Raw genomic sequence first — 26736 nt, forward strand, 5'->3', positions numbered from 1 at the left:
CTCGTAGTCATATGTAATTTATATCAACAAACTGCAAGCAGGCACACACAATGATTGGCTCCGGTTCCAGAATGAAAATTGCTGTCGTCGGTTCCGGTATTTCCGGCCTGTCAGCGGCGTGGCTGCTTTCGCAAAAGCACGATGTCACGCTTTATGAAAAGGATGACCGCCCCGGCGGACATTCCAATACGGTCGATGCCAGCGGCACGCCGGTTGATACCGGCTTTATTGTTTACAATACCAAAAGCTATCCCAATCTGTGTGCGCTGTTTGACCATTTAAATGTGCCAACAGCAGCAACCGATATGTCCTTTGCCGCATCGCTTGATGACGGGCGTATTGAATATGGCGGCAGCAACCTTGCCAGCCTGTGTGCGCAAAAACGCAACCTGCTGCGTCCGTCTTTCTGGTCCATGATCCGCGATATTTTGCGGTTTTACCGCGAAGCCCCCGCTGTTTTGCAAAACCCCGAAGCCGGGGCACAAAGCCTGGGCGCCTATCTGGCGCAGCATCGCTACAGCCAGGCTTTTATCAATGACCATTTGTTGCCGATGGGCGCTGCCATCTGGTCAACCCCGGCCGATATGATGCTGTCATACCCCGTCGCGGCCTTTGTGCGGTTTTGCGATAATCACGGGTTGCTGCAGCTTAAAGACCGGCCGCAATGGCGCACGGTTACCGGTGGCTCGCGGCAATATGTGCAGCGTATGCTGGCCGGTATCGGCAATGTGGTGCTGGATCGTGCGGTGGCCGAAACAGGGCCAAGTCCAACGGGTGCCTTTGTGCAGGACCGTTACGGCCAGCGCGATGAATATGACCATGTTGTTCTGGCCTGCCATGCCGATCAGGCGCTGGCATTGCAATCGGCCCCCGATGCGGCAGTGGCACGGCTGTTACGTGCGTTTCGCTATGAACGCAATCTGGCGATTTTGCATAATGACCCGGCCATGATGCCCAAAAACCGCAAGGTATGGTCCAGTTGGAATTATCTGCGCCATGCAGGTGGCGATGCGCCCAAAGTGTGCGTGTCCTACTGGATGAACCGCCTGCAACATATCGATGAAGACCAGCCGCTGTTTGTTACCCTTAATCCCCCTGCTCCGCCGCGCGAAGGGTCGGTGATCCGGTCGTTTTTATATGATCATCCGGTTTTTGATAACGATGCGATGGCCGCCCAGCGCATGTTATGGAACGTGCAGGGTACCCATAATATCTGGTATTGCGGCAGTTATTTTGGCTATGGCTTCCACGAAGATGGCATTCAGTCCGGCCTTGCCGTGGCCGAGGCACTGGGAAATGTGCGCCGCCCCTGGAATGTGGAAAATGAAAGCGGTCGTATTCACGTATCGCCGGTTTCACGCAAATTGCGCAGCGCAATAGAGGCAGCATAAATGGCACAGCTTGGCGCGGAAAAACGGGCTTCGGCCCTGTATCAGGGGGTGGTGACGCACCATCGCCTGCGCCCGCGCCAGCACCGTTTGCGCTACCGGGTGGTGTCGTTTCTGTTTGACCTTGATGAAATCGGGCAGTTGCACCGCAAATTGCGGTTTTTCAGCCATAACCGGTTTAACCTTTTTTCGTTTCATGACCGGGATTTTGGCCGGGGTGATGGCAAAGGCCTGCGGGCGCAAATTATGGAAATGCTGCAGCAAAACGGCTTGGCCGATTGCGGCGCACGCATTGAAATTTTGTGTTATCCGCGCATTCTCGGGTTCGTTTTCAATCCGCTCAGTGTTTATTTCTGCTATCGCGAAAATGGCGAACTGGGCGCGATCCTGCATGATGTTTCCAACACATTTGGCGACCGGCATGGTTACCTTATTCCCGTGACCGATGCCTGCCACGATGCCAAGGGTGTGGTGCATCAGACATGCGCCAAACAGTTTCACGTTTCGCCCTTTATCGGCATGAAGGCCGATTACCGGTTTCGCATTTGCCCGCCCGGCGACCGGGTGGCTATCGCCATTGCCGAAAGCGATGATGAAGGCGTTTTTCTGAACGCGGCCTTTGCCGGTAACCATACCGTACTTACCGACCGCACACTTCTTTCGGCCTTTTTGCGCTATCCGCTTATGACGTTAAAGGTCATTGCCGGCATCCACTGGGAAGCGGTGCATTTATGGCGCAAGGGTTTTGCCTTTCATCGCCGGCCAACCCCGCCCGAACACCGCATTACCTATGTGGCGGCGTCCGGTGCGGCCCTACTCTCCACGACACGAAAAGGTAATCACCATGCCTGAGCGTTCCCGCCCCAGTTCCGGTGTCAGCACAACAACATCCAGCGCCAGTTCACTGGTTGTGCGCTCCCTGCGTGATCATGTCATGTCGGCGATTGGCAGTGTGATGCGGCCCAAATCCATGCTGGAACGCATGCTGGTGCGGGTTTTGGCGCATTTGCAATATGGCCGGTTGACCCTTGTTTTGCCCGATGGGCGCACACTTAATTTTTCAGGTCGCGAACGGCTGGACCTGCATGCCGTGCTGGATGTGCGCGACTGGCGTGCCGTGCGCAAACTGGCAACTGGCGGTGACCTTGCCTTTGCCGAGGCCTATATCGAAGGTGAATGGCGCAGCCCCGACCTGACCCGGTTAATGCAGTTTGCCATTGCCAACGAGGCCATCGTCAAGGCGCGCTTTGCCGCTGGCGTTATTTCGCGCCTGATCCATCGTCTGGCGCATCTGCGCAATGCCAATACCATCGAGGGTTCGCGCCGCAACATTTCCTATCATTATGATCTGGGGAATGATTTTTACCGCCTGTGGCTTGATGCGGGCATGACCTATTCATCCGCCCTGTATCAGCATGATGACCAGCCGCTTATCGACGCCCAAAACGCCAAATATGACCGTATCTGTGAACTGGCAGGCCTTGAATCTGGCGAACGGGTATTGGAGGTTGGCTGCGGCTGGGGCGGTTTTGCCGAAAGGGCCGCAGGCAAATATGGCTGCCATGTTGAAGGTTTAACCCTTTCGCATGAACAACTGGCCTTTGCCCGCCAGCGCATCCATGATGCCGGGCTGGGGGACCGCGCCATGTTGCGCCTGCGCGATTATCGCCATCAGGACGGCCAATATGACCGGCTGGTTTCCATCGAAATGTTTGAAGCCGTAGGCGAGGAAAACTGGCCTGCCTATTTTGATATGGTCCGCCAGCGTTTGCGCCCCGGTGGCAAGGCGGTCTTGCAAATCATCACCATTGCCGAAGACCGCTTTGAAAATTACCGCGAAGGGGCGGATTTCATTCAGCGTTATATCTTCCCGGGCGGGATGCTGCCTGCACCCTCAGCCCTGAAAAAGGCGGTTGATGCTGCAGGTTTGCAATTGCAGCATTCCGAATTTTTTGGCCAGTCCTATGCGCGGACACTGGCAGAATGGCAGCGCGATTTTCAGCATAACTGGGAAGCCATCGCCAAGCAGGGCTTTGATGACCGCTTTAAACGCATGTGGGAATATTACCTGTCCTATTGCCAGACGGGTTTTGAAGCCGGAACCATTGATGTTGGCCTGTTTGTGATCGGGCACGAAGCCGAACGGGCCTGATGGTGCAAAGGGGCGGTGGCTGCGCCGCTGCCATCCTGTCGTTATCTGCCCCACATATTCGCGCCGTTATCAGTTTGACCCCATAACGATTGCCATGATCGGCAAACCCTAACCCGGGCCATTCTTCCAGCGGGACCTGATGCCATGTCAACGCATCCTTTACGGCGGATAATCCTGTGTTATGCGGCCCCGGCGCTGGCGGCGGCGATACCGACCATTCCGGCCCATATCCTGCTGCCCAGCCTTTATGGCGATACGCTGGGGCTGGGTCTGACTTTGACCGGTATTCTGTTTTTCATCATCCGCCTGATCGATATGTTCACCGACCCGCTTGTTGGCTATGCGTCCGACCGCATGAAAATGCGCAAACCGTGGGTGGTGGCGGGGGCGTTTCTGGCTGGTATCGGGATATGGTTTTTGTTTAACCCGCCAGCCGCACCATCGGGCTGGTATCTGTTTGGCTGGGCCAGCCTGCTCTTTATCGGCTGGACGATGTTTCAGGTGCCCTATCTTGCCTGGGGTGCCGAACTTTCGCGTGATTATCATCAGCGCGGCATCATTTCGGCCCTGCGCGAAGGGGCGGGGCTTGTGGGTATTTTGCTTGCCGGGATTATTCCGGTGGCGATGGGCGTTAATGCCCCGCTGGCGCAAACGGCCCTTTTGGGGAACGTAACGCTTGTTGCAGGCGCAATTGGTGTGTTGGTCCTGGCACTTTTTGTGCCCGATATATTGCGCAGCATATCGGCGCGGTGGACAATTGATGCCTCAGCTTCCCACCAGCAGTCAGCGTTCCGTGATCGGGCGGTCTGGCCGCGGGAAAATCAGCCAGTATTGCCGAAATGGGGAATTGGCCGGTTACGTGATGGCTGCAAAGGTCTGTGGCAGAACCGTTTATTCGTGCGCCTGTTAGTTGCCTGGCTGATTAATGGTTTGGCAAACGGGTTGCCAGCGGTGTGTTTTCCGCTTTTCATCCGTTATGGGCTGGGTTTGGCACCGGCTGATCAAAACGTGCTGATCCTGCTTTATTTCGCGGTGGCGGTTTTGGCCATGCCGGTTTGGGTGATGCTGGGCGGGCGTTATGGGCGGCCTGTGATCTGGTGCTGGGCGATGGTTCTGGCGATTATTGCTTTTGCCTTTGTTCCGCTGTTAGGGCAGGGGGACTTTGCCGGTTTTGCGGTGATATGTGTGGTGACAGGTGCGGCATTGGGGGCCGATCTGGCATTGCCACCGGCCATTCAGGCCGATGTTGATGACTGGGACCGTTACCGGTTTGGTCAGGCCCGCACCGGGCTGTTATTTGCGTTATGGAACATGACCAACAAGCTTGCCCTGGCTCTGGCCGCGGGGATTGCCCTGCCCATTTTGGGCATGGTTGGTTTGACCGGGCAGGATAGCGGGCAAAATGGCGCCTTAATGCCCGAAAATGACACGGCAAAACTGGTTCTGGTGGTGATCTATGCCGTGCTTCCTATCGTATTGAAAATCATGGCCGTTGCGATGATGTGGCAGTTCCCATTGGGGTTGCGTCATCAGCTTGCCCTGCGTCGCCGCCTTGCGCGTCGCATGTTCTGATCTTTGCGATAGAACCAAGGAATATCAACATGCTGCGAACCGGGCTGGTTTTTCTTTTTGTTGTTTTTGTCGGTGGATGTTCGGCAATGAAGCCCCAGGATTTTGCCCACAAGGAACCTGTTTTCGACGTTTATGCCTATTTTCAGGGCCATAGCCGCGCCTGGGGCATATTTGAAGACCGGTTCGGCAAACTTCGCCGCCAGTTTACCGTCGATATTAATGGCGAGGTCAGCGACGGGGTTTTAACCCTGACCGAAGATTTCATTTATGACGATGGCGAAACCGACCAGCGGGTTTGGAAAATTCGCAAAACCGGCGACCATGCCTATGAAGGCACGTTCGATGAAATTGTCGGTGTTGCCGAAGGCCAGCAATATGGCAATGCACTGAACTGGAATTATGAGATGGACTTGAAGGTGGGCGATGGCACCTGGCGCGTCAGCTTTGACGACTGGATGTTTTTGCAGCCCAATGGCGTGCTGGTGAACCGCGCGCGGGTGCGTAAATGGGGGCTGGAAATTGGCGAAGTATCGCTCTTTTTTGCCAAACCTAATGCGCCACTTTTTTCGCAAGCCGCCGAATAAACCAGCGCAAGACAGGTATTCTGGCGTAAAATTCACTGCCGGAATCCCAATGGTCACGATGGGTGGCAATGCGGGTGCCATCCTTATTAAAGGTGACTTCCGACATCCCCGTAAATTCCCACAGGCCAATCACCGGCACCCGTGCCGAAAAATGCCAGCGCAAAAATCCCATATCCCGGCACACCATGACATGGCTGATGGTAAAGGTTGCGCCCTTCGCCCCTTCAAACATTTTGCCCATATAGGCGCATAATTCATCCTGACCGATAATGGTGGTGAACGGGTCGGTAAAGGATATGTCGGCTGTGGTAACGGTGCGCAGTTCATTCAGGGTTTGCGGGCTAAGCTGCGCATAGATGGCGGCATATTTTTCCAGCGTGGCAAGGCGGTTATCGCCGGGCAATGAGGGGTTATTCATTTTTGTATCACCCGTTCAATCATTTTGAAGTACCAGCGATAGGGCAAAATCCGCCCGATTTTTAACTGCCGCACAAAGGGCGGCGGGAAGGCGATTTCAAAATCGTCATTCCTGCGCAACCCCTTAAAAATGAATTCTGCCGCCTGTTCCGGGCTTTGCAAATAGGGCATTTCAAAATCGTTCTGGGCGGTCATCCGGGTTTGGACAAACCCGGGGTTAATTACCCGCATGGTAATGCCCGTTCCTGCCAGTTCTTCGCGCAGGGTTTCGCACAGATTGATCAGGGCCGCCTTGGTCGGGCCATAGGCACCTGCTTTGGGCAGGCCGCGATAACCCGCAACCGATGCCGTTATGGCAATTTCGCCTGAACCACGCTGGCGCATTTTGCGCAAAATCGGGTCCAGGCAATTGACCGCCCCCTGATAGTTGACTGCAACATGTTTGGCGATGGTATCGCGCGAAAAATCTTCGACCGGCATGGGGTTATAAAAACCGGCGCAATAAACCATCAGGTCGGGCAGGCCGTGTTCGGCCTCGATCAATTCAATTGCCTGATCAACGGCAGCAGGGTCGGTTACATCCAGGGGCACCATGGCAATGCGCGGGCTTGCAAGCGCAATTTCCTGCAATGCCTCGGCCGAGCGGGCGGAAATAATGATTTTGCCTAATCCCGTTTCATCGCATTCGGCAATGAATTTCTGCACCAGTGCCGCCCCAATGCCCGCCGATGCGCCAATGATCCAGATGGTTTGCCAGTTACGGTGTTTTGTCATTGCGTGTTTCCGGTGATTTTGGTGCAGGTCAGGCAACGATAGATAATGCTGGAGCCATCACGCGCCTTGAATGCCAAACCAACCCAGCGCCCCTCTGCATCATACCAGGCATCGGTTTGTAGCTCGCCGTCATAACGGATATGGGTTGCTGCAATGCGGGTTGCACCGCCATTACCTGCAATGATTTTTTCAAGGCCAAGATTGGTGATGCGCACCCTGTTGGCGTGCCCGGTAATGGTGTTAAGAACTCGCTGGCTTGCCAGAACCCCGCAATGCCAGTGATCGGTCGGGAATATGGTTGCAGGCAGGGTTTCGCTGCCATCAGGGCCGGTAACGACCAGGCTGTTGGTTTTTGCATCATGGCGGGCGGTAACGGTGGATTTATCGCCATCATCATCAACTATAACGGCCAGTTTCGCCAGTTGGTCCTGCTGCCACAGGCTTTCGGACCGGTAATCAAACTGATAGGCGGTAAAACCAAGGAAGCTGATGGTGATGGTGCTTTCGGCAATGACCTGCACGCCATCCCGGCCCGGATGGAATGACAGGCGGTGGGTGCCAACCGGGGCGCCTTCACGGCGGATTTGAAAATCCCATTCATTGCCACCATAAAGCTTTGTGGGGTCGATATCGCGGCATTGTGCGCCGGGCAACGGGGGCGTGGCCTGTGCTGCAGCCGAAAAACAGAAGCCCAGCACAAGGGCCGCCATTACCACAATAAACAGAATGCGTTGCACCCATGATCCCAGCATGGTGTTTTTGGGAAGCGATGATGATGCATTGCGAAGCTGGCCCTTCATCCCGTAACCTTCCCGTGGCTGTTGCATTATCCATGCGCGACGTCATTGCCTGCACGGCTGGATAAAGGCAGAACCCGGTGGCAGCGATGCGCGCCATTTTGCGCTGTTGCGTGCAACACGGGGCTTGGCCAAAACGGTGGCGTTTTTGCGCCGATGTTGGCTGCCATTGCGAAGCTGTTAATGACTCTGCGGTTTAATCCATATATTCCCTACGCAAATTCGGTGTTGCCAGATCAGGACAGGAAGGATGTATCCTGCGATCTGGTGATCGCTGCCAGATGGAAGGACGTTTATGACCCATCCTATTGCGGAAGACCTGATCGCCTGCATTTTGCATCGCGATTCAAACATGATCATTATTAACAAGCCACCGGGGCTGGCATCCCATGGCGGGCCGAAAACCTATTTCCATGTGGATGCCTATCTGCCCGATATGACATTTGGTATCGCATCAACCCCAACACTGGCACACCGCCTGGACCGCGATACGGCAGGCTGTCTTCTGTTGTGCCGACATGCCAAATCATCCAAGCGGATCACGCGGCTTTTTACCGAAAAGAAAATCGAAAAGGCCTATTGGGCGGTGGTACGCGGCGAATTGCCCGATGACCACGGCTTTATTGATGCGCCGATTGCCAAGCTGAATGATGAAAGCGGCTGGCGCATGACGGTGGATGATAGCGGCCAGGAATCCCGCACCGAATATCACGTACTGGGACGGGCAAAGGATATGACCTGGCTGGAACTGGTGCCCCATACCGGGCGCACACACCAGTTGCGCGTGCATCTGGACCATATCGGTTTTCCGGTGCTGGGTGATCCGTTTTATGGCACTGGCGAAGCACCGGTCTTTGGTGCGCCGCCGACTTTGCATTTGTTATCGCGCCACCTGGTCGTGCCCTACCATGCCGACCGCGACCCGGTTATTGCCGATGCCCCGCCACCCGAATTGATGCGCGATGCGCTGGTGGCCTGTGGCTATGACGGGGAATTTGCCCCGCACCGGGCGTCAATTGACCGTCAATATGGCAGCGATGACGGAGATACTGACAGCCGAGAGCAAAGTTTCGATAGTGACGATTGATGCCATCACATCGGCATCCCCGCCGAGCTGGCGCGCCAGAATATAGGCGTTGCCAGCACACGGCATGCCAGCATAAAGAACGCCCATGGAAAGCACCATGCCGTCAATCCCGGCCAGATGCAGGGCAATGCCGGTAATCAGCGGCAAAAAGGCCAGCTTGACCACATTGCTAAAGGCAATTGCCCCAAGCGAACGCCGGTCGAGGATAAATTTAAGTCCCGCCCCTACCGAAAGCAGGCTAAGTGGCAGCGCCGCGGTTTTAAGCAGGGATGCGGTATTTTCGATGGGCAGGGGGATGTGGATATTGGCAATATTCATAATCGCCCCGGCCCCGGCCGCCAGAATAATGGGGTTTTTGGCAAGCCCGATGGCAATACGTTTGAAATTGCCACCCCGGCCATTAAGGGCATTCAGAACCACAACAGCCAGAATATTGGTGACAATCACCATCACGGCGATAAACACAATCGCCAGCGCCAGCCCGTCACTGCCAAAAAGGGCCTCGGCCACGGCCAGCAGGACATAGCTGTTATAGCGCACCGAACCCTGGAAAATGGACGTGAAAAGCGGCGTATTTGGCGTGATCAAACGCCGGAAAACCAGCATGACAGCCGATAAAACCAGCGTCGCCCCCATCGTGATCATAACGGCGGTGCCGGCATGGCCGGTGCTGAAATCGGCATGGTAAATGCCAATCATCAACAGGGCGGGCAGCAACAGATAATAGGTCAGCCGGTCAATCCCCGCCCAGACTTCGCCGCTTTGGATCAGGTATTTTTTCAGGACCGCACCAACAATGATGGCAGCAAAAATCGGGAAGATGGCGGCGATCAGTGTATAGGCAAAAGACATGGTCGGGGCGGCCTGTGTCGGTCGGTGGTGGCGAAAACGGGCAGCGTGATATTTGTGCTGCCGGGGCAGAAACGATAGTGCCTGATATAGGCGGGCAAATCGGCCTGCAAAAAGAACAACCCGGCTGCCCGTTTTTGCGCGATCAGGCGTGAATAGGCGGGTTCTGGCGGTGTTTTTGCACGTTTTGAGCCAAAATCAGGGCCGCTAGGCACGCCAATGTACCGGTTTTGGCGGCTCGATGGCGTTTTTTCAGGTGAATTTCCCGCTCTGGATGCGGGCAGGCATGAAATGAACCGGTGAATGCCGAATTTATCCCTGCCCGCCCGAATTCCTGCCTGCAAATGCGGGTTCAAACCTTACGGCTGGTATATTCCGAAAAAATCTGTTCGGGCGAATGACCGCGATATTGTTCGCAAATTTCCTGAAAGCGCGGATTGCTGATCAGAAGGTCAGCGGTGCTGCGGTTGCAGGCAATGGGCACTTCATACATGTTTGCCAGCCGGATAAGTGCGCGCACATCCACATCGTGGGGCTGCGGTGTCATTGGGTCGGTAAAAAAGAACATCGCCTGAAGCTGCCCATGCGCAATCATGGAGCCAAGCTGCTGGTCGCCACCAAACGGGCCGCTTTTAAGCGCGACGATATCCAGCTTGGGAAACCGTTCCTGCAGGACGCGGCCTGTTGTGCCGGTTGCATAGATTTTATAATCGGTAAAAGCCGCAATATGCTGTTCCAGCCAGTCGGCCATTTCTGGTTTACGGCGGTCATGGGCAACAAGTCCGATGGATAGGCTCATTAGATTATCCCGATTTTGCGGTTAGCAGGCATTTCGCACATGAAATGTCCCGAATATAGCTGCAGCATTTTGCGGCATTTTTGGCATCTGCGTCCATGCAAACTATTCAATTGTCAGCGAAAACATCTGGCCTTCATTCATGTGCATCACTGGTGGGCCATTTGCCGGTGCGGATCAGATCGGCGCTGACAAGCTGTATTTCTTCGACCACGCGGGTTACCGCAGGGTTTTGCATTTTGATGCGCCGTACACTTAATGATACCTGCCGCGACAGGCTGGGTTTAAGGGGAATGGCGCGAACTGTTTTTTGCACCAGTTCGTCGGTCACCGCACATTTTGCCAGCAGGCCAAAACCTTCGCCCGATGCGATCAGTTTGACAAGATGGGTGCTGGCATCGATTTCCATGCGGATATCAAGGCCCTTGCCCGATGAGGCAAAGGCCTCGGCCTTGCCGCGAATACCATGAATGCGCGATGGCAGGATTAACGGGAATTTATAAAGATTATCCGGGTCGATATGGTCCGGTGCATCTTCCAGTAATTTGGTCTTGCCGATCAAAAACAAATCCTCGCGGCAAAGCGGCAGGCAGACAATTTCGGGGATCGATACACGGTCAAAGGAAACAGCAACATCCAGGTTGCCATCCTGAAGCCAGCTCCAAAGATATCCCGAAAAGGTCTCGACAACGCGCAGGGAAACTTTGGGCAGTTTTTTGCGAAGATGTTTGATGAGTGGCACCGCCAGCACCATTGATGTTGCCGCAGGCAGGCCAATGGCAACTTCGCCTTCCGGGTCGGCAGTTGTGGTCCCGATTTCTTCCAGCGTCGCCTCGGCAATGCCCAGCATTTCATAGGCGCTTTTTAACAAAACCCGGCCGGCCGGTGTTGGCACCGACCCACGCGCATGACGTGTAAGGACCGAAACGCCAAGGTCATCTTCGATCTTCTTGATCATGGTGCTAAGGGCGGGTTGGGCAATGCCAAGTCTTTGAGAAGCCCGGCTAAGGCTTCCTTCCTCGCAGATTGCCACGAATGCAGCCAGACGTGGCAGGTTCAAAAGATGCTGGGCGTGTTTCATGAAAATGCGCTTTAGGTATAAAATTTCGATATGGGTTGTTCGAAATTATATATTACTCTTTAAATGGGTGGAGTGCTAGCGTCCCGGTGGCTTAAAACAACAACAGCCACATCAGGAGGGAACAGAATCATGAAAATTTCAGCATTGTTTACAGCCGCCGCACTGATTGGTGCGACGCTGTTTTCACCGGCACATGCGGCCGATTACACCATTGATGTGTCGCTCGATACGTCGCCCAATCATGTGCGCAACCGGTCATTTCGCAAATTCGCCGAAGCCCTGAACGAAAAGTCGGGCGGGCGGCTTGAGATGCGGGTATTTGACTCTGCTTCGAAATACAAGGGGCCGATGGTGGCAACCGCAGTTGCCCAGGGTGCGATTGATATGGCCGCACCAGCCCATCAGCATTTGTCCAAATATGTGCCCGAAGCAGGAATGTTGCTGCTGCCGATGTTTTATGGCCAAAGCCAGGACGTCATTTACAAAATTGTTGATGGGGATATCGGCAAGGAATTGAACCAGCGCATTGAAGACAAACTGGGTGTTGTCGTGCTGGGTCGTCCGTTTGACCTGGGGTATGGCACGGCCTTCACCACCGATGTTCCGATCAAATCGCCCGATGATTTCAAGGACAAGGTTGTCCGTGTTCCGGGTGGTGCGGCAACGCTGGCACGGTATCGGGTATTTGGCTCCAACCCGGTGCAGATTGCCTGGTCCGATGTGCCCCAGGCATTGCAGACCGATGTTGTTTCCGCCATCTGGGCAACGCAGGAATCAGTTGCCAGCTCGAAATTGTGGGATGCTGGCATTAAATATGCCTATGAAGACAAGCAGGCCTTTATTGAATATGTGCCGATCATCAGTCAGGCAGCTTGGTCCAAATTGCCGGAAGATTTGCAAAAGCTGATGCGCGATACCTGGGAAAACATGGTGGACGAAGTCCGTAATGTTGCTGCTGACGCCCAGATTGATGCGCGTAAAATCAATGCGGAACACGGCATTGAAACCATTGATGCCAACCCCGAAGAACTGGCAGCAATGCGTGAAAAGCTGATGAAGGCGCAGCCGGAAATCGTTGATGAACTTGATATGGACAAGGATTTCATCGCGCGCGTTTCCGACGCCATTGCCGCAGCACAGTAACCCGTGAACCGGTGACGGAGAAGAACGTGACTATGGTAAATTTCGTTAGCCGGGTTTCGAACGTTCTTGGTTGTGCTGAAAAATTCCTGATCGGGATAATGGCCATTCTGGCGATTATCCTGATCGTGACAGAGACGGTATTGCGCTATCTCGCCCCCGCACTTTTGCCCGATTGGGGGGCGGAGGTGACCGTCTATCTGGTGGGGTGGGCAACGATGCTTAGTCTGCCGTCGCTGGTGGCACAGGACAAACACGTTCGGGCCGATCTGGTTGTGGACCAGTTTTCGCGCAGCATGCGCAAGATACTGGAAGTGGTTGTGTTGCTGGTTGGTGCTGGTTTTTGTGCCGTCATTTTTATGGCGGGCATCAAAATGGTGCAGTTCGGCCTGCGATTTGGCGAAATCAGTGACAGCTCGCTCAGTTTCCCGATGTGGGTTTTCTATCTTGCGGTGCCATTTGGTTACGGGTTTTCGATGCTGCGTTACGTGATGCTTCTGATCAAACGCCTGACCGAAAGCCGCGCGTCCTCTGTGACGGCTGATTAACGGACAAAATTCCCATGATTATCTGGTTAATGCTGGCGCTGTTTTTCATCATGCTGCTGGCCGGGGTGCCAATTTATCTGGTGCTGGGTTGCCTTGCGGTTATTGGCTGGCTGGTGGATGGTGTTCCGCTGATTTCACTGGCACAGCAATTTGCCAATGAAATGAATTCACAGACCCTGGTGGCTGTGCCGTTATTTGTCATTGCCGCGACCTTTATGGAACGCGGGGGCATTACCCGCGCGCTGATCAACTTTGCCGGTACCATTGCCGGGCGCAATCGCGGTGGTCTGGCGATTGTCTGTGTAATTGCGACAACCTTTTTTGCCGCCATTTGCGGGTCATCGGTGGCAACTGCCATGGCAATGGGCACGGCCCTTATTCCCACCATGGCCAGCCGCAATTATCCGGCCAGTTTTTCGGTCGGTACGGTCGGCGCTGCGGGAACACTTGGTATTCTTATTCCGCCCAGTCTGCCGCTTCTGATTTATGGCCTGATTGCCGAGGCATCGGTGCCGCGCCTGTTTCTGGCCGGGGTTATTCCCGGTTTGCTGCAAGGTGCTCTGTTTGTTGCCTATATCATCTGGTATTCGCGCAAAAACAAATTGCCGCTTGAAGACCGCATGAGCATTGCTGAAATGATCCGCTGCTGTCGAGATGCGATACCGGCCCTGTTCATTCCGCTGGTGGTTCTGGGGGGCATTTATACCGGCTTTGTGACGGTTTCCGAGGCCGCAGGCGTGGCTGCTTTCGCTGCGATTATTGTCAGTGTATTTGTCTATCGCGAAGTGGCTTTGCGCGATATTCCCGATGTTCTGTCCGAAGGTATTCGCCAGACAGCGGTGATTATCGTCATCATTCTTTCGGCACTGGCCTTTGGGCACTGGCTGACCAGTGCGGGTGTGACCCGCTCGATTGCGACACTGGTGACGGAATGGGGGCTTAATTCCTGGCAGTTCCTGTTGCTGGCTAACGCCATCATGTTCGTGCTGGGCATGTTCCTCGAGGTGATTTCCGTCATCCTGATTTTTGTGCCCCTGGTGCTGCCGATCATTGAACATCTGGGCATTGACCCGGTGCATTTTGGCCTGGTGGTGGTTCTGAATATGGAACTGGCACTGCTAACCCCGCCGGTTGGCCTTAACCTTTTCATTCTCAAGAATATTTCAGGCGAACGGATGGCAACTGTCATTCGCGGGACGCTGCCTTTTGTCCTGATCCTGATGTTCCTGCTTCTGATTGTGACCTTTGTGCCGCAGATCAGCCTTTGGCTGCCTGAACTGGCCTATGGTCGTTAACTGGAAAATTCGCGATATGCCTATTTTAACCCTGACTGTCAGCCCCGATCTGGTCCCCGTGATCGACCGGTCCGGCGACGAGATTGCCGATCATTTGTTGGGAATTATCCGGGATTATCTGGCACCCCGTCCGGGCACCGAACAGATCATGTTTATCCCGGCACTGGCCGCCATTCGCGGCTGTGCGTTGCTGGCACGGCTGGAACACCGGGCATCAGAAACCCGGCCGATGGAAATCAGAAAGGCCTGTGCCGATGCAATTGCCCATTACCTGGCAGATCGGTTTGCCACATCAATCCGGGTGCGGCTGATCGCACTGGACCCGGAAAATATTGGTGCATCCGATATCGGTGCGGAGGCAGGATTATGAATGTGCCCCTAGCCAAAATCGAACAGCGAAATGTTACCATTTCGGAAATCAGCAGCTTTCACATTGGCGGGGAAAGTGTTGCCCTAAGCGACCAGCCCCGTTTCATGATGCGGGTCGCAGGCGAAGGCATGGCCCGTGAAGTGGACCTGAACGGGTCCTATGTCACCGGTCAGCTTTATGCCAACCATATCAAGCTGGCATCACCACAGCATACGGAACCGGTAATGTTCTGGCATGGCGGGGCGATGACCGGGGTGACGTGGGAAACCACGCCGGATGGTCGGCCGGGCTGGCAATGGCTGTTTTTACAGGCAGGCTATGATGTGATTGTTACCGATGCGGTGGAACGTGGCCGGGCATCCTGGTCGCCATTCCCGCAAATTTACGATACTGGCCCGGTATTCCGCACCAAGGAAGAAGCCTGGAGCATGTACCGGGTAGGTGCGCGGCAATCCTATGATGCGCGTGTGCCCTATAGCGGGCAGCGCTTCCCGGTATCGGGGTTTGATGCGCTGGCAGCACAGCTTGTACCGCGCTGGACCACCCATGATGATATGACACTTGATGCCTATCAGGCGCTGCTGGAAAAGGTTGGGCCGGTTCATTTGGTCGCACATAGCCAGGGGGGCTGGTTTGCCCTTAATATGGTGCGCCGGGTGCCGCATCTCGTGCGTTCAGTCGTGGTGATCGAACCTGCCGGTGCCCCGCGCCTGGAACAGGATGATGTCGCCCGCATAGGCGATATCCCCCATCTGTTTGTGTGGGGCGATTTCATTGATGAAGTCCCATCCTGGAAAAAATACCGCACCGCAACCGACCAGTACCGCGAAATGATGGCGACCGCCGGGCGGCAAACCCGGGAAATGGACCTGCCAGCGATGGGCATTCGTGGCAACAGCCATGTTCCGATGATGGACGATAACAGTGCCGATATCGCCGCCCTGATTGTGGACTGGATGGCGCAAAATCCGGGGTCGGCGAAATAGTCGCTTTTATGGTGTGAAGAAACGGATCAGGGGATATGGCGCAAGCTGTATCCCCTTTTTCCATTGTGAATGCATCCGGGGCAGGTGCGGGCAAATGGCGATATCATTACGTCACAAGCCGTTGGGCGCTGCGTCGATGAGCAGAGACATATGCTATGCACGCAATGGAAGGTCCGCACCATGAGAACGCCTGAAAATGTAATTTATACCGATAATGGTTATGGCCCGGTGTCAAAACTGGCCGGAACGGCCTGCACCATCGGGATTCAAAGCTTCATTTCCAATGCCAGCTTTGACAATGGCACGTGCAAGCTGGAGCTGGACTGGCCCCTGCAATCAGCCCTTAATCACAAGGATATTGTCCCGGCAAAAGAAGGCGGGAAACGCAAAATTCTGGTGGCTTTGGGCGGCGGCACATTTGACACGCCATCCTGGCAGGCCTGCAGCGATAATCTGGATGCCTTTGCCGATGCCCTTGTGTCATTCGTTAAAACCAACGACTTTGATGGCATTGATATCGACTGGGAAGATACCGGTGCTCTCACAAAGTCCGGTGGCTATGACGCGGTGGCGTTCCTGTCCGGTCTGACCCGAAAACTGCGCGCCGGACTCCCTGCACCGCAATATATCATCACCCATGCACCCCAGCCGCCCTATTTCGATGCCAGCTTTCATGGCGGCACTTATATGCAGGTGATGAAGCAGGTCGGCACGCTGATCGACTATCTGAACATTCAGTATTACAACAATGGCGACTTTGTCGGCACCACCGGCAGTGAACAGGCGGAAAAGGTGGCAGGCACAACCGGCAGTCCAGCCTTTGCCACCAGCATTGTCGGCCTTGTGGCACAGGGCCTGCCGGTGGAAAAGCTTCTGGTGGGCAAGCCGACCACGCCCCACAATGCCGGTACCGGTTTTCTGCCTGTTGATGAATTTTGCAGCGATGTGGTCGCACCCCTGGTTGCGAAATATGGTGCAAATTTTGGCGGTGTGATGGGCTGGCAACTGGCGCAATCCCCCAGCAGTGCCGACCTGGAATATGACTGGATCAGTACCGTCGCGGATGCTTTGTCAGGGAATGCAGAGTAAGTGCCCCGGCATTCGCTTAAATATGGCGAACGGGGTCCATGCGTTCATGCAGCACGCGGATGACCTCGATAACGCCAGATCCGGTGGATCGGTAAAAAACGACATGCACAGGGCGGCCAACTGGCTGTTCTGTGCTATGCAGGCGACTATGGCGGATATGAAAACAGCGAATGTCTGGTCGCAAATCTGGGCGATCAAGGGTCAAATGCCCGTCAGGGGCATTTGCGATGCGTTTTAGTGCAGCAAGGATCAAAGCGGCATAACGATTGCGCGCATCCTGCCCATGCCGGAATGCACTTTCGCTCAGAACCCTGGTAATGTCGGCTTTGGCCGATGCCGTAAGCCGATACTTTGCCGTCAAACGTTATGCTCCCGCCGCGTTGCCGGTTTTGCCAAGCCAGTTTTCCAGGCCTGCTTCGTCCATGTCATCGTATTGGCCGCTATCAAGGTCAGCAATGCCTGCATCAATACTTTTGCGCAGCAGTTCGAGTTTCAACTCGTCCTCTTTCCAGCGTTGTTGCAATCCACGCACGGCATCACGCATGGCTTCACTGGCGTTCTGGTATTTGCCGGTCTTGACCATTTTTTCAACGAACGCATCCTGATCGTCGGTCAAATTGACGTTTCTGGTGGGCATGTTGCAACTCCGTTTTACCGGGTAATTGTATCGATTTTGGCAAAGATTGCCAATTGCTGTTTCGGTGCCGCAAATCCTGTGATGATGGGCCGGATTGCAGGGCAAACAAAAACGGCCGCCCGATTAGGGGCGGCCGTTTGGCTGACAGGGTATTGTCAGAAATTACATGTGGATGGCGCGGCCATCGGCAGCGAGGGCTGCTTCCTTGACCGATTCACCCAATGCCGGGTGGGCATGGCAGGTACGTGCGATGTCTTCGGCGGATGCGCCATATTCCATTGCCAGAACGACTTCGGCAATCAGGTCGCCAGCAGCCGGGCCGACAATGTGGCAGCCGACGACGCGGTGCGTTTTCTTGTCTTCCAGGATTTTGACGAAACCTTCGGTGCTTTCCATTGCCTTCGCACGGCCATTGGCGGTGAAGGGGAATTTACCGACGGAATAATCCGTGCCTTCGTCCTTCAGCTGCTCTTCGGTTTTGCCAACCGATGCAACTTCCGGCCAGGTGTAAACGACGCCAGGGACCTTGCCGTAATCGACATGGCCTTCTTCGCCGGCCAGCATTTCTGCCAGGGCAACACCGTCTTCTTCGGCTTTGTGGGCCAGCATCGGGCCAGCAATGGCATCGCCAATGGCGAAAATGCCCTGAACGTTGGTCTGGAAGTGTTCGTCGGTTTTAACGCGACCACGTTCGTCCAGTTCAACGCCAGCATTATCAAGGCCAAGGCCGGTAACATACGGGCGACGCCCGATGGCAACCAGAACCGCATCGGCTTTGATTTCTTCGGCATCGCCACCCTTGGAGGGCTCGACCGAAAGCTTAACGCCGCCTTTGCCGGTTTTCGCGCCGGTCACTTTGTGACCCAGTTTGAATTCCAGGCCCTGTTTGGCGAAAATGCGTTGGGTCTGTTTGGCCAGCTCGCCATCCATGCCCGGCAGGATACGGTCAAGATATTCGATAACCGTAACTTCCGAACCCAGACGACGCCAGACCGAACCCAGTTCCAGACCGATAACGCCTGCACCGATCACGACCAGCTTCTTGGGAACCGAAGAAAGTTCCAGAGCGCCGGTGGAGGAAACGATCTGCTTTTCGTCGATTTCCACACCCGGCAGCGGGGTCACTTCCGAACCGGTAGCAATGACGATGTTTTTCGTGCTCAGGGTTTCTTCGCCGCCATCAAGCAGGGCAACCTTGACTTCGGTTGCCGAGACGATTTCGCCCGCACCCTTGACATAGGTAACCTTGTTTTTCTTGAACAGGAATTCGATGCCCTTGACGTTGGAATCAACAACCTTGTCCTTGCGGGCCATCATCTTTTCAAGATTGACCTTCGGGGTGTTGATTTCGATGCCGTGGGTATCGAAATGCTGGTTGGCTTCTTCAAACAGGTGCGAAGAATGCAAAAGTGCCTTGGAGGGAATACAACCCACATTCAGGCAGGTGCCGCCCAGGGCGCCGCGTTTTTCAACGCAGGCAACCTTGAGACCAAGCTGTGCGGCGCGGATGGCACAAACGTAGCCGCCAGGTCCGCCACCGATCACGACAATATCGTAGTTCTCGCTCATGAGTTCTTTGATCCTTTTGTCTGATCAGATATCGAGCAGGATGCGTTCCGGATTTTCGATGCATTCCTTGACACGTACCAGGAACGAGACAGCTTCACGGCCGTCAATGATACGGTGGTCATAGGAAAGGGCCAGATACATCATCGGGCGGATTTCGACCTTGCCATCAATGGCAACCGGGCGCATCTGGGTCTTGTGCATGCCAAGAATACCGGACTGCGGTGCATTGAGGATCGGGGAAGACAGGAGGGACCCGAAAACACCACCGTTGGAGATGGTGAAGGAACCGCCGGTCATTTCATCCATGCCCAGCTTGCCGTCGCGTGCGCGCTTGCCGAAATCGACAATGGTGCTTTCGAGATCGGCGAAGGTTTTGTTTTCAGCCGAACGGATAACCGGAACAACCAGACCCTGCGGGGTACCAACGGCAACGCCGATATCGCAGTAGTTTTTGTAGATGAAGGAATCGCCGTCGATTTCGGCATTCACTGCCGGCCATTCGTTCAGCGCGGTGGTGCAAGCCTTGATGAAGAAGGACATGAAACCAAGTTTCACGCCGTGTTTCTTTTCAAAGCCGTCTTTGTATTTGTTACGGCAAGCCAGAAGGTTGGTCATGTCGACTTCGTTATAGGTCGTCAGCATGGCCGCAGTGTTCTGGGCTTCTTTCAGGCGGCGCGCGATGGTCTGGCGCAGCTTGGACATTTTGACGCGTTCTTCACCGTCGCGCAGGTCGCGCTGCGGTTTCGGGCCAGCAGGTGCCGCCGGGGCCGGTGCAGCGGCGCGCGGTGCGGGCTTGCCACCTTCGAGATAGTCAAGAACGTCGCCCTTGGTCAGGCGGCCATCTTTGCCCGAAGCCGGGATTTTGGAGGCATCAAGATTGTTGTCTTCGACCAGCTTGCGCACAGCCGGGGCCAGCGGATGGTCGGTATTGGCAGACTGGGTTGCCGGAGCACTGGCAGCAGCCGGTGCCGCAGCCGGTTTTTCAGCTTTCGGCTCTTCTTTCGCCGGAGCAGCTTCTTCCTTGGCCGGGGCTTCTTCTTTGGCTGCCGAACCTTCGGCGCCTTCGTTGATCATGGCGATCAGGGCGCCAACTTCGACTTCGTCGCCTTCGCCAACAACCAGTTCAGCGATGGCACCGGCAACCGGCGAATTGACTTCGACGGTAACTTTGTCGGTTTCAAGTTCGACAATCGGTTCGTCAGCAGCAACGGTGTCGCCGACTTTTTTGTACCATTTGGCAATCGTGGCTTCGCTAACGGATTCGCCCAGTGCGGGAACTTTTACTTCAGTCGCCATTTTTTCCTCGACCGTTTTTTAAAAAGGCAGTGTGGGGCTGCCGATTTCAAATACAAATTATGATGTGACCAGACCAGACAGGCAGGGAACCCTCCCTGCCTGTCTGTGAAATCATTTTACGCTCAGCGCGGCGTCAACCAGTTCGGCCTGCTCGCGCAGGTGAACCTTGAGAAGACCCGTTGCCGGGGATGCAGCCGTTGCACGGCCGGCATAAACCGGACGCGACGTTTTGTGTTTGATGTCGGTAAGGACTTTTTCGATACGGCGATCGACAAAGTACCACGAACCCATATTTTCGGGTTCTTCCTGACACCAGACCACGTCGGCATTGCTGTAACGTGAAAGCTGTTCGCCCAGTTCCTTTTCCGGGAACGGGTAAAGCTGCTCGACACGTACGATGGCAACATCCTCGATACCGCGATTGTCGCGTTCTGCCAGCAGGTCGTAATAAACCTTGCCCGAGCACAGAACGACACGTTTGACCTTTTTGTCCTCAACCATCTTGCCTGTTTCGGCAAGAACAGGCTGGAAGGTCGTGCCGGTGACGAATTCAGACAGGTCCGATACGCATTGCTTGTGACGCAGCAGCGATTTCGGGGTCATCAGAACCAGCGGCTTACGGAAGCTGCGGCGGATCTGGCGGCGCAGAATGTGGTAATAGTTTGCAGGGGTGGTAACGTTCGCCACCTGCATGTTGTTTTCACCACAAAGCTGCAGATACCGTTCCAGACGGGCCGAGCTGTGTTCCGGACCCTGGCCTTCAAAGCCGTGCGGCAGCAGCATGACCAGACCGGACATACGCAGCCATTTGGCTTCACCAGAGCTGATGAACTGGTCGATAATGACCTGCGCACCGTTGGCGAAGTCGCCAAACTGTGCTTCCCACAGAACCAGCGAATGCGGTTCGGCAAGCGTGATGCCATATTCAAACCCGAGAACACCGGCTTCGGACAGCGGCGAGTTGAGAACTTCAAGCTCGGCCTGGCCCGTACGGATATTGTTCAGCGGGGTGTATTTGACTTCGGTGGTCTGATCTACCAGCTTGGAATGACGCTGCGAGAAAGTACCACGCTGGCTGTCCTGACCGGACAGACGAACGGGGGTGCCTTCACACATCAGGGTTCCGAATGCCAGTGCTTCTGCCGTGGCCCAGTCGATCCCTTCACCGGTCTCGAACATTTTGGCCTTGGCTTTAAGCTGACGCAGGATTTTGCGGTTGATGTCAAAATCGCTCGGCGCGGTCGAAATTGCCCGACCCACTTCCTGCAGCAGATTCTGGTCAACACCGGTTTCACCGATCCAGTCCGCATCTTCGCCGTGGCTTGATGCCAGACCCGACCATTTGCCTTCAAGCCAGTCGGCCTTGTTCGGACGATAGCTTTCGGACGCCTTGAATTCCTCATCCAGATGGTTGTGGAATTTTTCAATGCGTTCCTTCACCTGGTCTTCGGTGAAAACACCTTCCTTGACCAGCTGCTGGGCATAGATGTCCTTGGTGGTCGGGTGTTTGCCGATCACGTCATACATCTTGGGCTGGGTGAATGCCGGTTCGTCGCTTTCATTGTGGCCAAAGCGGCGATAGCAGAACATGTCGATAACGACGTCCTGCTTGAATTCCTGGCGGAATTCGGTGGCGATGCGCGCAGCATGGACAACAGCTTCGGGATCGTCGCCATTGACGTGGATGATCGGGGCCTGAACGACCTTGGCGATATCCGAGCAATAGGGCGAAGAACGCGAATCAGACGGCTTGGTTGTAAAGCCGATCTGGTTGTTGACCACAAAGTGAATGGTACCACCGGTGCGGTAACCCTTCAGGTGCGACAGATCGAAGGTTTCGGCAACCAGGCCCTGACCGGCAAAAGCCGCGTCACCATGGAGCAGAATGCCCATGACCTGTTCGCGAACCGTGTCCTTGCGCTGTGCCTGTTTGGCGCGAACCTTACCCAGAACAACGGTATCAACCGCTTCAAGGTGCGAGGGGTTCGCCGTCAGCGACAGGTGAACGACGTTGCCGTCAAATTCACGGTCAGCCGAAGTACCAAGGTGATATTTCACGTCGCCCGAGCCCATGACATCGTCAGGCTTGGACGGGTTGCCCATGAATTCCGAGAAGATCGCCTGGAACGGTTTGGACATCACATTGGCCAGAACGTTCAGACGGCCACGGTGCGGCATACCGAAGACCACTTCGCGAATGCCAAGCTGGCTGCCGCGTTTGAGGATCTGTTCAAGGGCCGGAATAAGGGCTTCACCACCATCGATACCAAAACGTTTGGTGCCGACATATTTGGTGTGAAGGTAGTTTTCAAAACCTTCGGCTTCGATCAGGCGATCCAGGATGGCTTCTTTGCCACGCTTGGTAAATTCGGTCTGATTGCCGATGGTTTCGATCCGCTGCTGGATCCATGCCTTCTGGTCGGGTTCCTGAATGTGCATGAATTCGATACCGATCGAACCGCAATAGGTTTTGCGGGCCATCGATACGATCTGGCGGATGGTCGCCGTTTCAAGGCCAAGAACATTGGCGATGAAAATGGGGCGGTCCATGTCGGCTTCGGTGAAGCCATAGGTTTTCGGATGCAGTTCCGGATGCGGATCACGCGGGGCAAGACCCAGCGGATCAAGATTGGCTTCCAGATGACCACGCACGCGATACGAGCGGATCAGCATCAGGGCGCGAATTGAATCGTTTGCAGCCGCCCGGATGGCATCGGAATTAACGGTTGTTGCCTGGGCTGCGGGTGCCTGTGCAGCCGCGACCGGGGCGTAACCGCCATTGACCGGACGTTCGCTGTATCCCTGGGATACGTCGTAACCTTCCATGCCGCCCACAACCTTGGTTTCCCGTGGCTGCCAGGTCGGACCGCGCATTTCGGCGAGGAGGTCTGATGCGTCGTCCTGCAACCCTGCAAAAAAGTCAGCCCAGCTCTGGTCTACCGACTGGGGGCTTTCCAGATACCGGGCGTAGATTTCGGCGATATAGGTTGCATTCGACTCGGTTAGAATCGTGTCAATATCTTGAGGTTTCATTTGTGGTCGTGGAAGGCGATGACCCCACCGGGGCTACGCCTTCCTTTGCCTTTCCTCTGATTACCCTGATTACCCTTTCAAAGCCTTGAGCATGGTCGAGCCAAGGCTTGCCGGGGAATCGGCAACAAGAACACCAGCGCTGCGCATTGCTTCCATCTTCGCTTCAGCAGTGCCCTTGCCACCGGAAATGATCGCACCGGCATGGCCCATGCGTTTACCCGGAGGAGCAGATACACCGGCGATGAAGCCAGCTACCGGTTTCTTTACTTTGGAAGCCTGGAGGAATTCGCAAGCCTCTTCTTCGGCAGAACCGCCAATTTCACCAATCATGATGATGCCTTCGGTTTCCGGATCCTTCAGGAACAGGTCGAGGCAATCGATGAAGTTGGTGCCGTTGACCGGGTCGCCACCGATACCGATACAGGTGGACTGGCCAAGGCCGGCAGCAGTGGTCTGTGCAACGGCTTCGTAGGTCAGCGTACCGGAACGTGAAACGATACCGATTTTGCCGCGACGGTGAATGTGACCGGGCATGATGCCGATTTTGCATTCATCGGGGGTAATGATACCCGGGCAGTTCGGGCCGATCAGGCGGGTGTTGGAACCCGACAGGGCGCGCTTGACGCGAACCATGTCAGCAACCGGAATGCCTTCGGTGATGCAAACAGCCAGTTCAATACCGGCATCGATTGCTTCGAGAATGGCATCAGCTGCGAAGGGCGGCGGAACATAGATGACCGATGCGTTGGCTTCGGTAACATGCTTTGCTTCGGCAACGGTGTTGAAAACCGGCAGGTCAAGGTGCTTGGTGCCGCCTTTACCCGGGGTTACGCCACCAACCATTTTGGTGCCATAGGCAATTGCCTGTTCGCTGTGGAAGGTGCCCTGCGAACCGGTGAAACCCTGGCAGATAACTTTGGTGTTTTTATCGACGAGAACAGCCATGGTTACGCGGCCTCCTTCACAGCTTTGACCACCTTTTCGGCGGCGTCGGCAAGATTGTCGGCCGACACGATCGGCAGGCCGGATTCTTCAAGGATCTTCTTACCGAGATCAACGTTCGTGCCTTCAAGGCGAACGACCAGCGGAACATTCAGGCTGACTTCGCGTGCCGCAGCAACCACACCGTCAGCAATGACGTCGCAGCGCATGATGCCACCGAAGATGTTGACCAGAATGCCTTCGACGTTCGGATCAGACAGGATCAGCTTGAATGCGGTGGTTACGCGTTCCTTGGTGGCGCCGCCACCAACGTCCAGGAAGTTGGCCGGTTCGCCACCATAAAGCTTGATGATGTCCATGGTTGCCATGGCAAGACCAGCACCGTTAACCATGCAGCCGATGGTGCCATCGAGCTTGACATAGTTGAGGCTGTGCTTGGCAGCTTCAAGTTCGGCCGGGTTTTCTTCGTCTTCGTCGCGCAGTGCCTCGATGTCCTGATGACGGAACAGGGCGTTGTCGTCGAAGTTCATTTTGCAGTCGAGCGCGATGATGTCGCCGTCGCCGGTAACGACCAGCGGGTTGATTTCAACCATCGATGCATCGGTTTCGAGGAAGCATTCATACATGGCGGTCATGAATTTGACAGCCTTGGAAACCTGCTTGCCTTCGAGGCCCAGGGCGAAAGCCAGCTTGCGACCGTGGAAGCCCGAGAAACCAGCAGCCGGATCGATGTCAACGGTGACGATCTTTTCCGGGGTTTCAGCAGCGACTTCTTCGATGTCCATGCCGCCTTCGGTCGAGGCCATGAAGATGATGCGCGAGCAGCCGCGATCAACAAGAACCGAGAGATACAGTTCGCGAGCAATGTCGCAACCTTCTTCGATATAGACGCGCTTTACTTCCTTGCCATCCGGCCCGGTCTGGTGGGTAACCAGGGTTGCGCCCAGCATCTGGCCAGCGTTGGTGCCGACTTCTTCGACACTTTTAACGACGCGAACGCCGCCTTTGTCACCGGCAGTTGCTTCTTTGAAGGTGCCTTTGCCGCGGCCACCAGCATGGATCTGGGACTTGACGACATAGACGGGGCCAGCAAGGGACTGGGCCGCTTCGGTGGCTTCCTGTGCAGTATAGGCAACCTTGCCGTTCGGCACGGTCACACCGTATTTGCGAAGAATTTCTTTCGCCTGGTACTCATGAATGTTCATGTTCGGTCGCTTTCTTGCCTTCCGTACGATTTCCTGTGGGTCAGAAATCGTGGTTTCAATGTCCTGCTCATCTTAGGACGTTGTTGCGATCCGCGCGGCCATTACCTTGAAAAATTCCAATCAGGGCAATGACAGAAAAACGGGCCAGTTGGAAAACCGGCCCGTTCCGCGTTTCTTACAGCATGCCCTTGGCGGCGTCGACAAGGCCGCGAACGGCCGCCACGGACTTGTTGAAGTTCTCTTGTTCTTCGGCATCGAGATTGATCTCGACAACGCGCTCGACGCCACCAGCGCCAAGAACGACCGGAACACCGACATAGATGCCGTCAACGCCGTACTCGCCGCTCAGGTAAGCAGCAACCGGCATAACGCGCTTCTGGTCTTTCAAATAGCTTTCAGCCATTGCGATGGCCGATGCTGCCGGGGCATAGAATGCCGAACCGGTTTTCAGCAGGCCAACGATTTCGGCACCGCCATCACGGGTACGCTGAACGATCTGGTCGATCTTTTCCTGCGTGGTCCAGCCCATTTTGATCAGGTCGGGAACCGGGACGCCAGCAACGGTCGAATAACGGATCGACGGCACCATGGTGTCGCCGTGGCCGCCCAGAACAAAGGCGGTAACGTCTTTGACCGATACTTTGAATTCTTCGGCGAGGAAGTAACGGAAACGGGCAGAGTCCAGAACGCCGGCCATGCCGACAACTTTCTTCGGATCAAAGCCGGTTGCCTGCTGCATCACCCAGACCATCGCATCAAGCGGGTTGGTGATAACAATGACAAACGCGTCCGGGGCATGCTGCTTGATGCCCTGACCAACCTGGGTCATGACCTTGGTGTTGATGCCGATCAGGTCATCACGGCTCATGCCCGGTTTACGGGCAACACCGGCGGTGACGATGACAACGTCTGCACCGGCGATATCAGCATAGTCGCTGGTACCCTTGAGGTCGGCATCGAACATGTCGACGGGTGAGGATTCAGCAATATCAAGCGATTTGCCCTGCGGCATGCCATCAACGATGTCGAAAAGGACGACGTCGCCAAGCTCTTTCAGGCCAGCGAGGTGGGCCAGAGTACCACCGATATTGCCAGCGCCGACGAGCGCGATCTTGTTGCGGGCCATTCC

Annotated in this window: 26 protein-coding genes; 12 read left to right on the forward strand and 14 right to left on the reverse strand. The window is 55.3% G+C overall.

Translation table 11 applies throughout. The features are described 5' to 3' along the window. The first annotated feature begins 71 nt into the window (after window positions 1-71). The 5 genes from CSC3H3_RS01515 to CSC3H3_RS01535 all read left to right on the forward strand — a co-directional run bounded on the left by CSC3H3_RS01515 (window position 72) and on the right by CSC3H3_RS01535 (window position 5696). Window positions 72-1391: an NAD(P)/FAD-dependent oxidoreductase gene (locus CSC3H3_RS01515; protein ID WP_101286054.1), complete on the forward strand. Its 1320-nt coding sequence runs from the start codon at window positions 72-74 to the stop codon at window positions 1389-1391. Further along, window positions 1392-2240, forward strand: a complete 849-nt coding sequence (locus CSC3H3_RS01520; protein ID WP_101283263.1) for a DUF1365 domain-containing protein — start codon at window positions 1392-1394, stop codon at window positions 2238-2240. It abuts the gene before it with no gap. After that, window positions 2233-3540 (forward strand): SAM-dependent methyltransferase, encoded by a 1308-nt coding sequence (locus CSC3H3_RS01525; protein WP_245881230.1) that lies wholly within the window; start codon window positions 2233-2235, stop codon window positions 3538-3540. The genes CSC3H3_RS01520 and CSC3H3_RS01525 overlap by 8 nt, the downstream gene beginning before the upstream one ends. A 144-nt stretch (window positions 3541-3684) precedes the next feature. Next, window positions 3685-5112 (forward strand): MFS transporter, encoded by a 1428-nt coding sequence (locus tag CSC3H3_RS01530; protein ID WP_101283265.1) that lies wholly within the window; start codon window positions 3685-3687, stop codon window positions 5110-5112. Between the two features lie 29 nt (window positions 5113-5141). Continuing rightward, entirely contained in the window at window positions 5142-5696 is a 555-nt protein-coding gene (locus CSC3H3_RS01535) for a DUF3833 domain-containing protein (protein WP_101269948.1), read from the forward strand. Here CSC3H3_RS01535 and CSC3H3_RS01540 read toward each other — a convergent pair. The 3 genes from CSC3H3_RS01540 to CSC3H3_RS01550 are packed head-to-tail and all read right to left on the reverse strand — an operon-like array spanning window position 5662 to window position 7687. Next, window positions 5662-6114: a nuclear transport factor 2 family protein gene (locus CSC3H3_RS01540; RefSeq protein WP_101283267.1), complete on the reverse strand. Its 453-nt coding sequence runs from the start codon at window positions 6112-6114 to the stop codon at window positions 5662-5664. The two genes, CSC3H3_RS01535 and CSC3H3_RS01540, sit on opposite strands and share 35 nt — an antisense overlap. Further along, window positions 6111-6887, reverse strand: a complete 777-nt coding sequence (locus CSC3H3_RS01545) for an SDR family NAD(P)-dependent oxidoreductase (RefSeq protein WP_101283269.1) — start codon at window positions 6885-6887, stop codon at window positions 6111-6113. Before CSC3H3_RS01545 ends, CSC3H3_RS01540 begins: the two co-directional genes overlap by 4 nt. Then, window positions 6884-7687, reverse strand: coding sequence for a DUF6134 family protein (locus tag CSC3H3_RS01550; RefSeq protein ID WP_101283271.1), 804 nt, complete (start codon window positions 7685-7687; stop codon window positions 6884-6886). The genes CSC3H3_RS01545 and CSC3H3_RS01550 overlap by 4 nt, the downstream gene beginning before the upstream one ends. Before the next feature lie 292 nt (window positions 7688-7979). Between CSC3H3_RS01550 and CSC3H3_RS01555 the strand changes: the two genes are divergently transcribed. Continuing rightward, window positions 7980-8771, forward strand: a complete 792-nt coding sequence (locus CSC3H3_RS01555) for an RluA family pseudouridine synthase (protein ID WP_101283273.1) — start codon at window positions 7980-7982, stop codon at window positions 8769-8771. Here CSC3H3_RS01555 and CSC3H3_RS01560 read toward each other — a convergent pair. The 3 genes from CSC3H3_RS01560 to CSC3H3_RS01570 all read right to left on the reverse strand — a co-directional run bounded on the left by CSC3H3_RS01560 (window position 8697) and on the right by CSC3H3_RS01570 (window position 11497). Further along, window positions 8697-9623 carry an AEC family transporter gene (locus CSC3H3_RS01560; RefSeq protein WP_101283275.1) on the reverse strand — a complete coding sequence of 309 codons (927 nt, stop codon included), beginning with the start codon at window positions 9621-9623 and terminating at the stop codon, window positions 8697-8699. The two genes, CSC3H3_RS01555 and CSC3H3_RS01560, sit on opposite strands and share 75 nt — an antisense overlap. 349 nt (window positions 9624-9972) lie before the next feature. After that, window positions 9973-10419 (reverse strand): methylglyoxal synthase, encoded by a 447-nt coding sequence (locus CSC3H3_RS01565; RefSeq protein WP_101269957.1) that lies wholly within the window; start codon window positions 10417-10419, stop codon window positions 9973-9975. A 133-nt stretch (window positions 10420-10552) separates the two neighbouring features. Then, window positions 10553-11497, reverse strand: a complete 945-nt coding sequence (locus tag CSC3H3_RS01570) for a LysR family transcriptional regulator (RefSeq protein ID WP_101283277.1) — start codon at window positions 11495-11497, stop codon at window positions 10553-10555. 129 nt (window positions 11498-11626) lie between these two features. On the opposite strand from CSC3H3_RS01570, the gene dctP reads away from it, so the two are divergent. The 6 genes from dctP (at window position 11627) to CSC3H3_RS01600 (ending at window position 16925) form a co-directional block, all read left to right on the forward strand. After that, window positions 11627-12640, forward strand: coding sequence for a TRAP transporter substrate-binding protein DctP (gene dctP, locus CSC3H3_RS01575; protein ID WP_157831798.1), 1014 nt, complete (start codon window positions 11627-11629; stop codon window positions 12638-12640). 32 nt (window positions 12641-12672) lie between these two features. After that, window positions 12673-13185: a TRAP transporter small permease gene (locus tag CSC3H3_RS01580; RefSeq protein ID WP_101283281.1), complete on the forward strand. Its 513-nt coding sequence runs from the start codon at window positions 12673-12675 to the stop codon at window positions 13183-13185. 14 nt (window positions 13186-13199) lie between these two features. Beyond that, on the forward strand, window positions 13200-14480 hold the full coding sequence (locus CSC3H3_RS01585) for a TRAP transporter large permease (RefSeq protein ID WP_101283283.1): 1281 nt from the start codon (window positions 13200-13202) through the stop codon (window positions 14478-14480). A gap of 16 nt (window positions 14481-14496) precedes the next feature. Further along, window positions 14497-14850 (forward strand): hypothetical protein, encoded by a 354-nt coding sequence (locus CSC3H3_RS01590; RefSeq protein WP_157831800.1) that lies wholly within the window; start codon window positions 14497-14499, stop codon window positions 14848-14850. Then, the gene (locus CSC3H3_RS01595; protein ID WP_101269969.1) at window positions 14847-15836 is read left to right on the forward strand and encodes an alpha/beta hydrolase; all 990 of its coding nucleotides are present in this window, start codon (window positions 14847-14849) and stop codon (window positions 15834-15836) included. Before CSC3H3_RS01590 ends, CSC3H3_RS01595 begins: the two co-directional genes overlap by 4 nt. Window positions 15837-16016: 180 nt before the next feature. Further along, window positions 16017-16925, forward strand: coding sequence for a glycoside hydrolase family 18 protein (locus CSC3H3_RS01600; RefSeq protein ID WP_157831801.1), 909 nt, complete (start codon window positions 16017-16019; stop codon window positions 16923-16925). Between the two features lie 16 nt (window positions 16926-16941). Here CSC3H3_RS01600 and CSC3H3_RS01605 read toward each other — a convergent pair whose 3' ends face one another. The 8 genes from CSC3H3_RS01605 to mdh form a co-directional block, all read right to left on the reverse strand. Further along, on the reverse strand, window positions 16942-17286 hold the full coding sequence (locus tag CSC3H3_RS01605; protein WP_101283289.1) for a type II toxin-antitoxin system RelE/ParE family toxin: 345 nt from the start codon (window positions 17284-17286) through the stop codon (window positions 16942-16944). Between the two features lie 3 nt (window positions 17287-17289). Continuing rightward, on the reverse strand, window positions 17290-17562 hold the full coding sequence (locus CSC3H3_RS01610; RefSeq protein ID WP_101283291.1) for a type II toxin-antitoxin system ParD family antitoxin: 273 nt from the start codon (window positions 17560-17562) through the stop codon (window positions 17290-17292). Between the two features lie 162 nt (window positions 17563-17724). Further along, the gene (gene lpdA / locus CSC3H3_RS01615) at window positions 17725-19131 is read right to left on the reverse strand and encodes a dihydrolipoyl dehydrogenase (RefSeq protein ID WP_101269977.1); all 1407 of its coding nucleotides are present in this window, start codon (window positions 19129-19131) and stop codon (window positions 17725-17727) included. 24 nt (window positions 19132-19155) lie between these two features. Beyond that, window positions 19156-20427, reverse strand: a complete 1272-nt coding sequence (gene odhB, locus CSC3H3_RS01620) for a 2-oxoglutarate dehydrogenase complex dihydrolipoyllysine-residue succinyltransferase (protein ID WP_101269979.1) — start codon at window positions 20425-20427, stop codon at window positions 19156-19158. A 111-nt stretch (window positions 20428-20538) separates the two neighbouring features. Beyond that, window positions 20539-23460, reverse strand: coding sequence for a 2-oxoglutarate dehydrogenase E1 component (locus tag CSC3H3_RS01625; protein WP_101269981.1), 2922 nt, complete (start codon window positions 23458-23460; stop codon window positions 20539-20541). Window positions 23461-23529: 69 nt separating this feature from the next. Beyond that, window positions 23530-24405, reverse strand: coding sequence for a succinate--CoA ligase subunit alpha (gene sucD, locus CSC3H3_RS01630; RefSeq protein ID WP_101269983.1), 876 nt, complete (start codon window positions 24403-24405; stop codon window positions 23530-23532). Window positions 24406-24407: 2 nt separating this feature from the next. Then, on the reverse strand, window positions 24408-25637 hold the full coding sequence (gene sucC, locus CSC3H3_RS01635; RefSeq protein WP_281262541.1) for an ADP-forming succinate--CoA ligase subunit beta: 1230 nt from the start codon (window positions 25635-25637) through the stop codon (window positions 24408-24410). A 145-nt stretch (window positions 25638-25782) separates the two neighbouring features. Continuing rightward, entirely contained in the window at window positions 25783-26733 is a 951-nt protein-coding gene (gene mdh, locus CSC3H3_RS01640; RefSeq protein ID WP_101269987.1) for a malate dehydrogenase, read from the reverse strand. Window positions 26734-26736 lie beyond the last annotated feature (3 nt).

The organism is Thalassospira marina (genome assembly GCF_002844375.1).
Taxonomy (GTDB): domain Bacteria; phylum Pseudomonadota; class Alphaproteobacteria; order Rhodospirillales; family Thalassospiraceae; genus Thalassospira; species Thalassospira marina.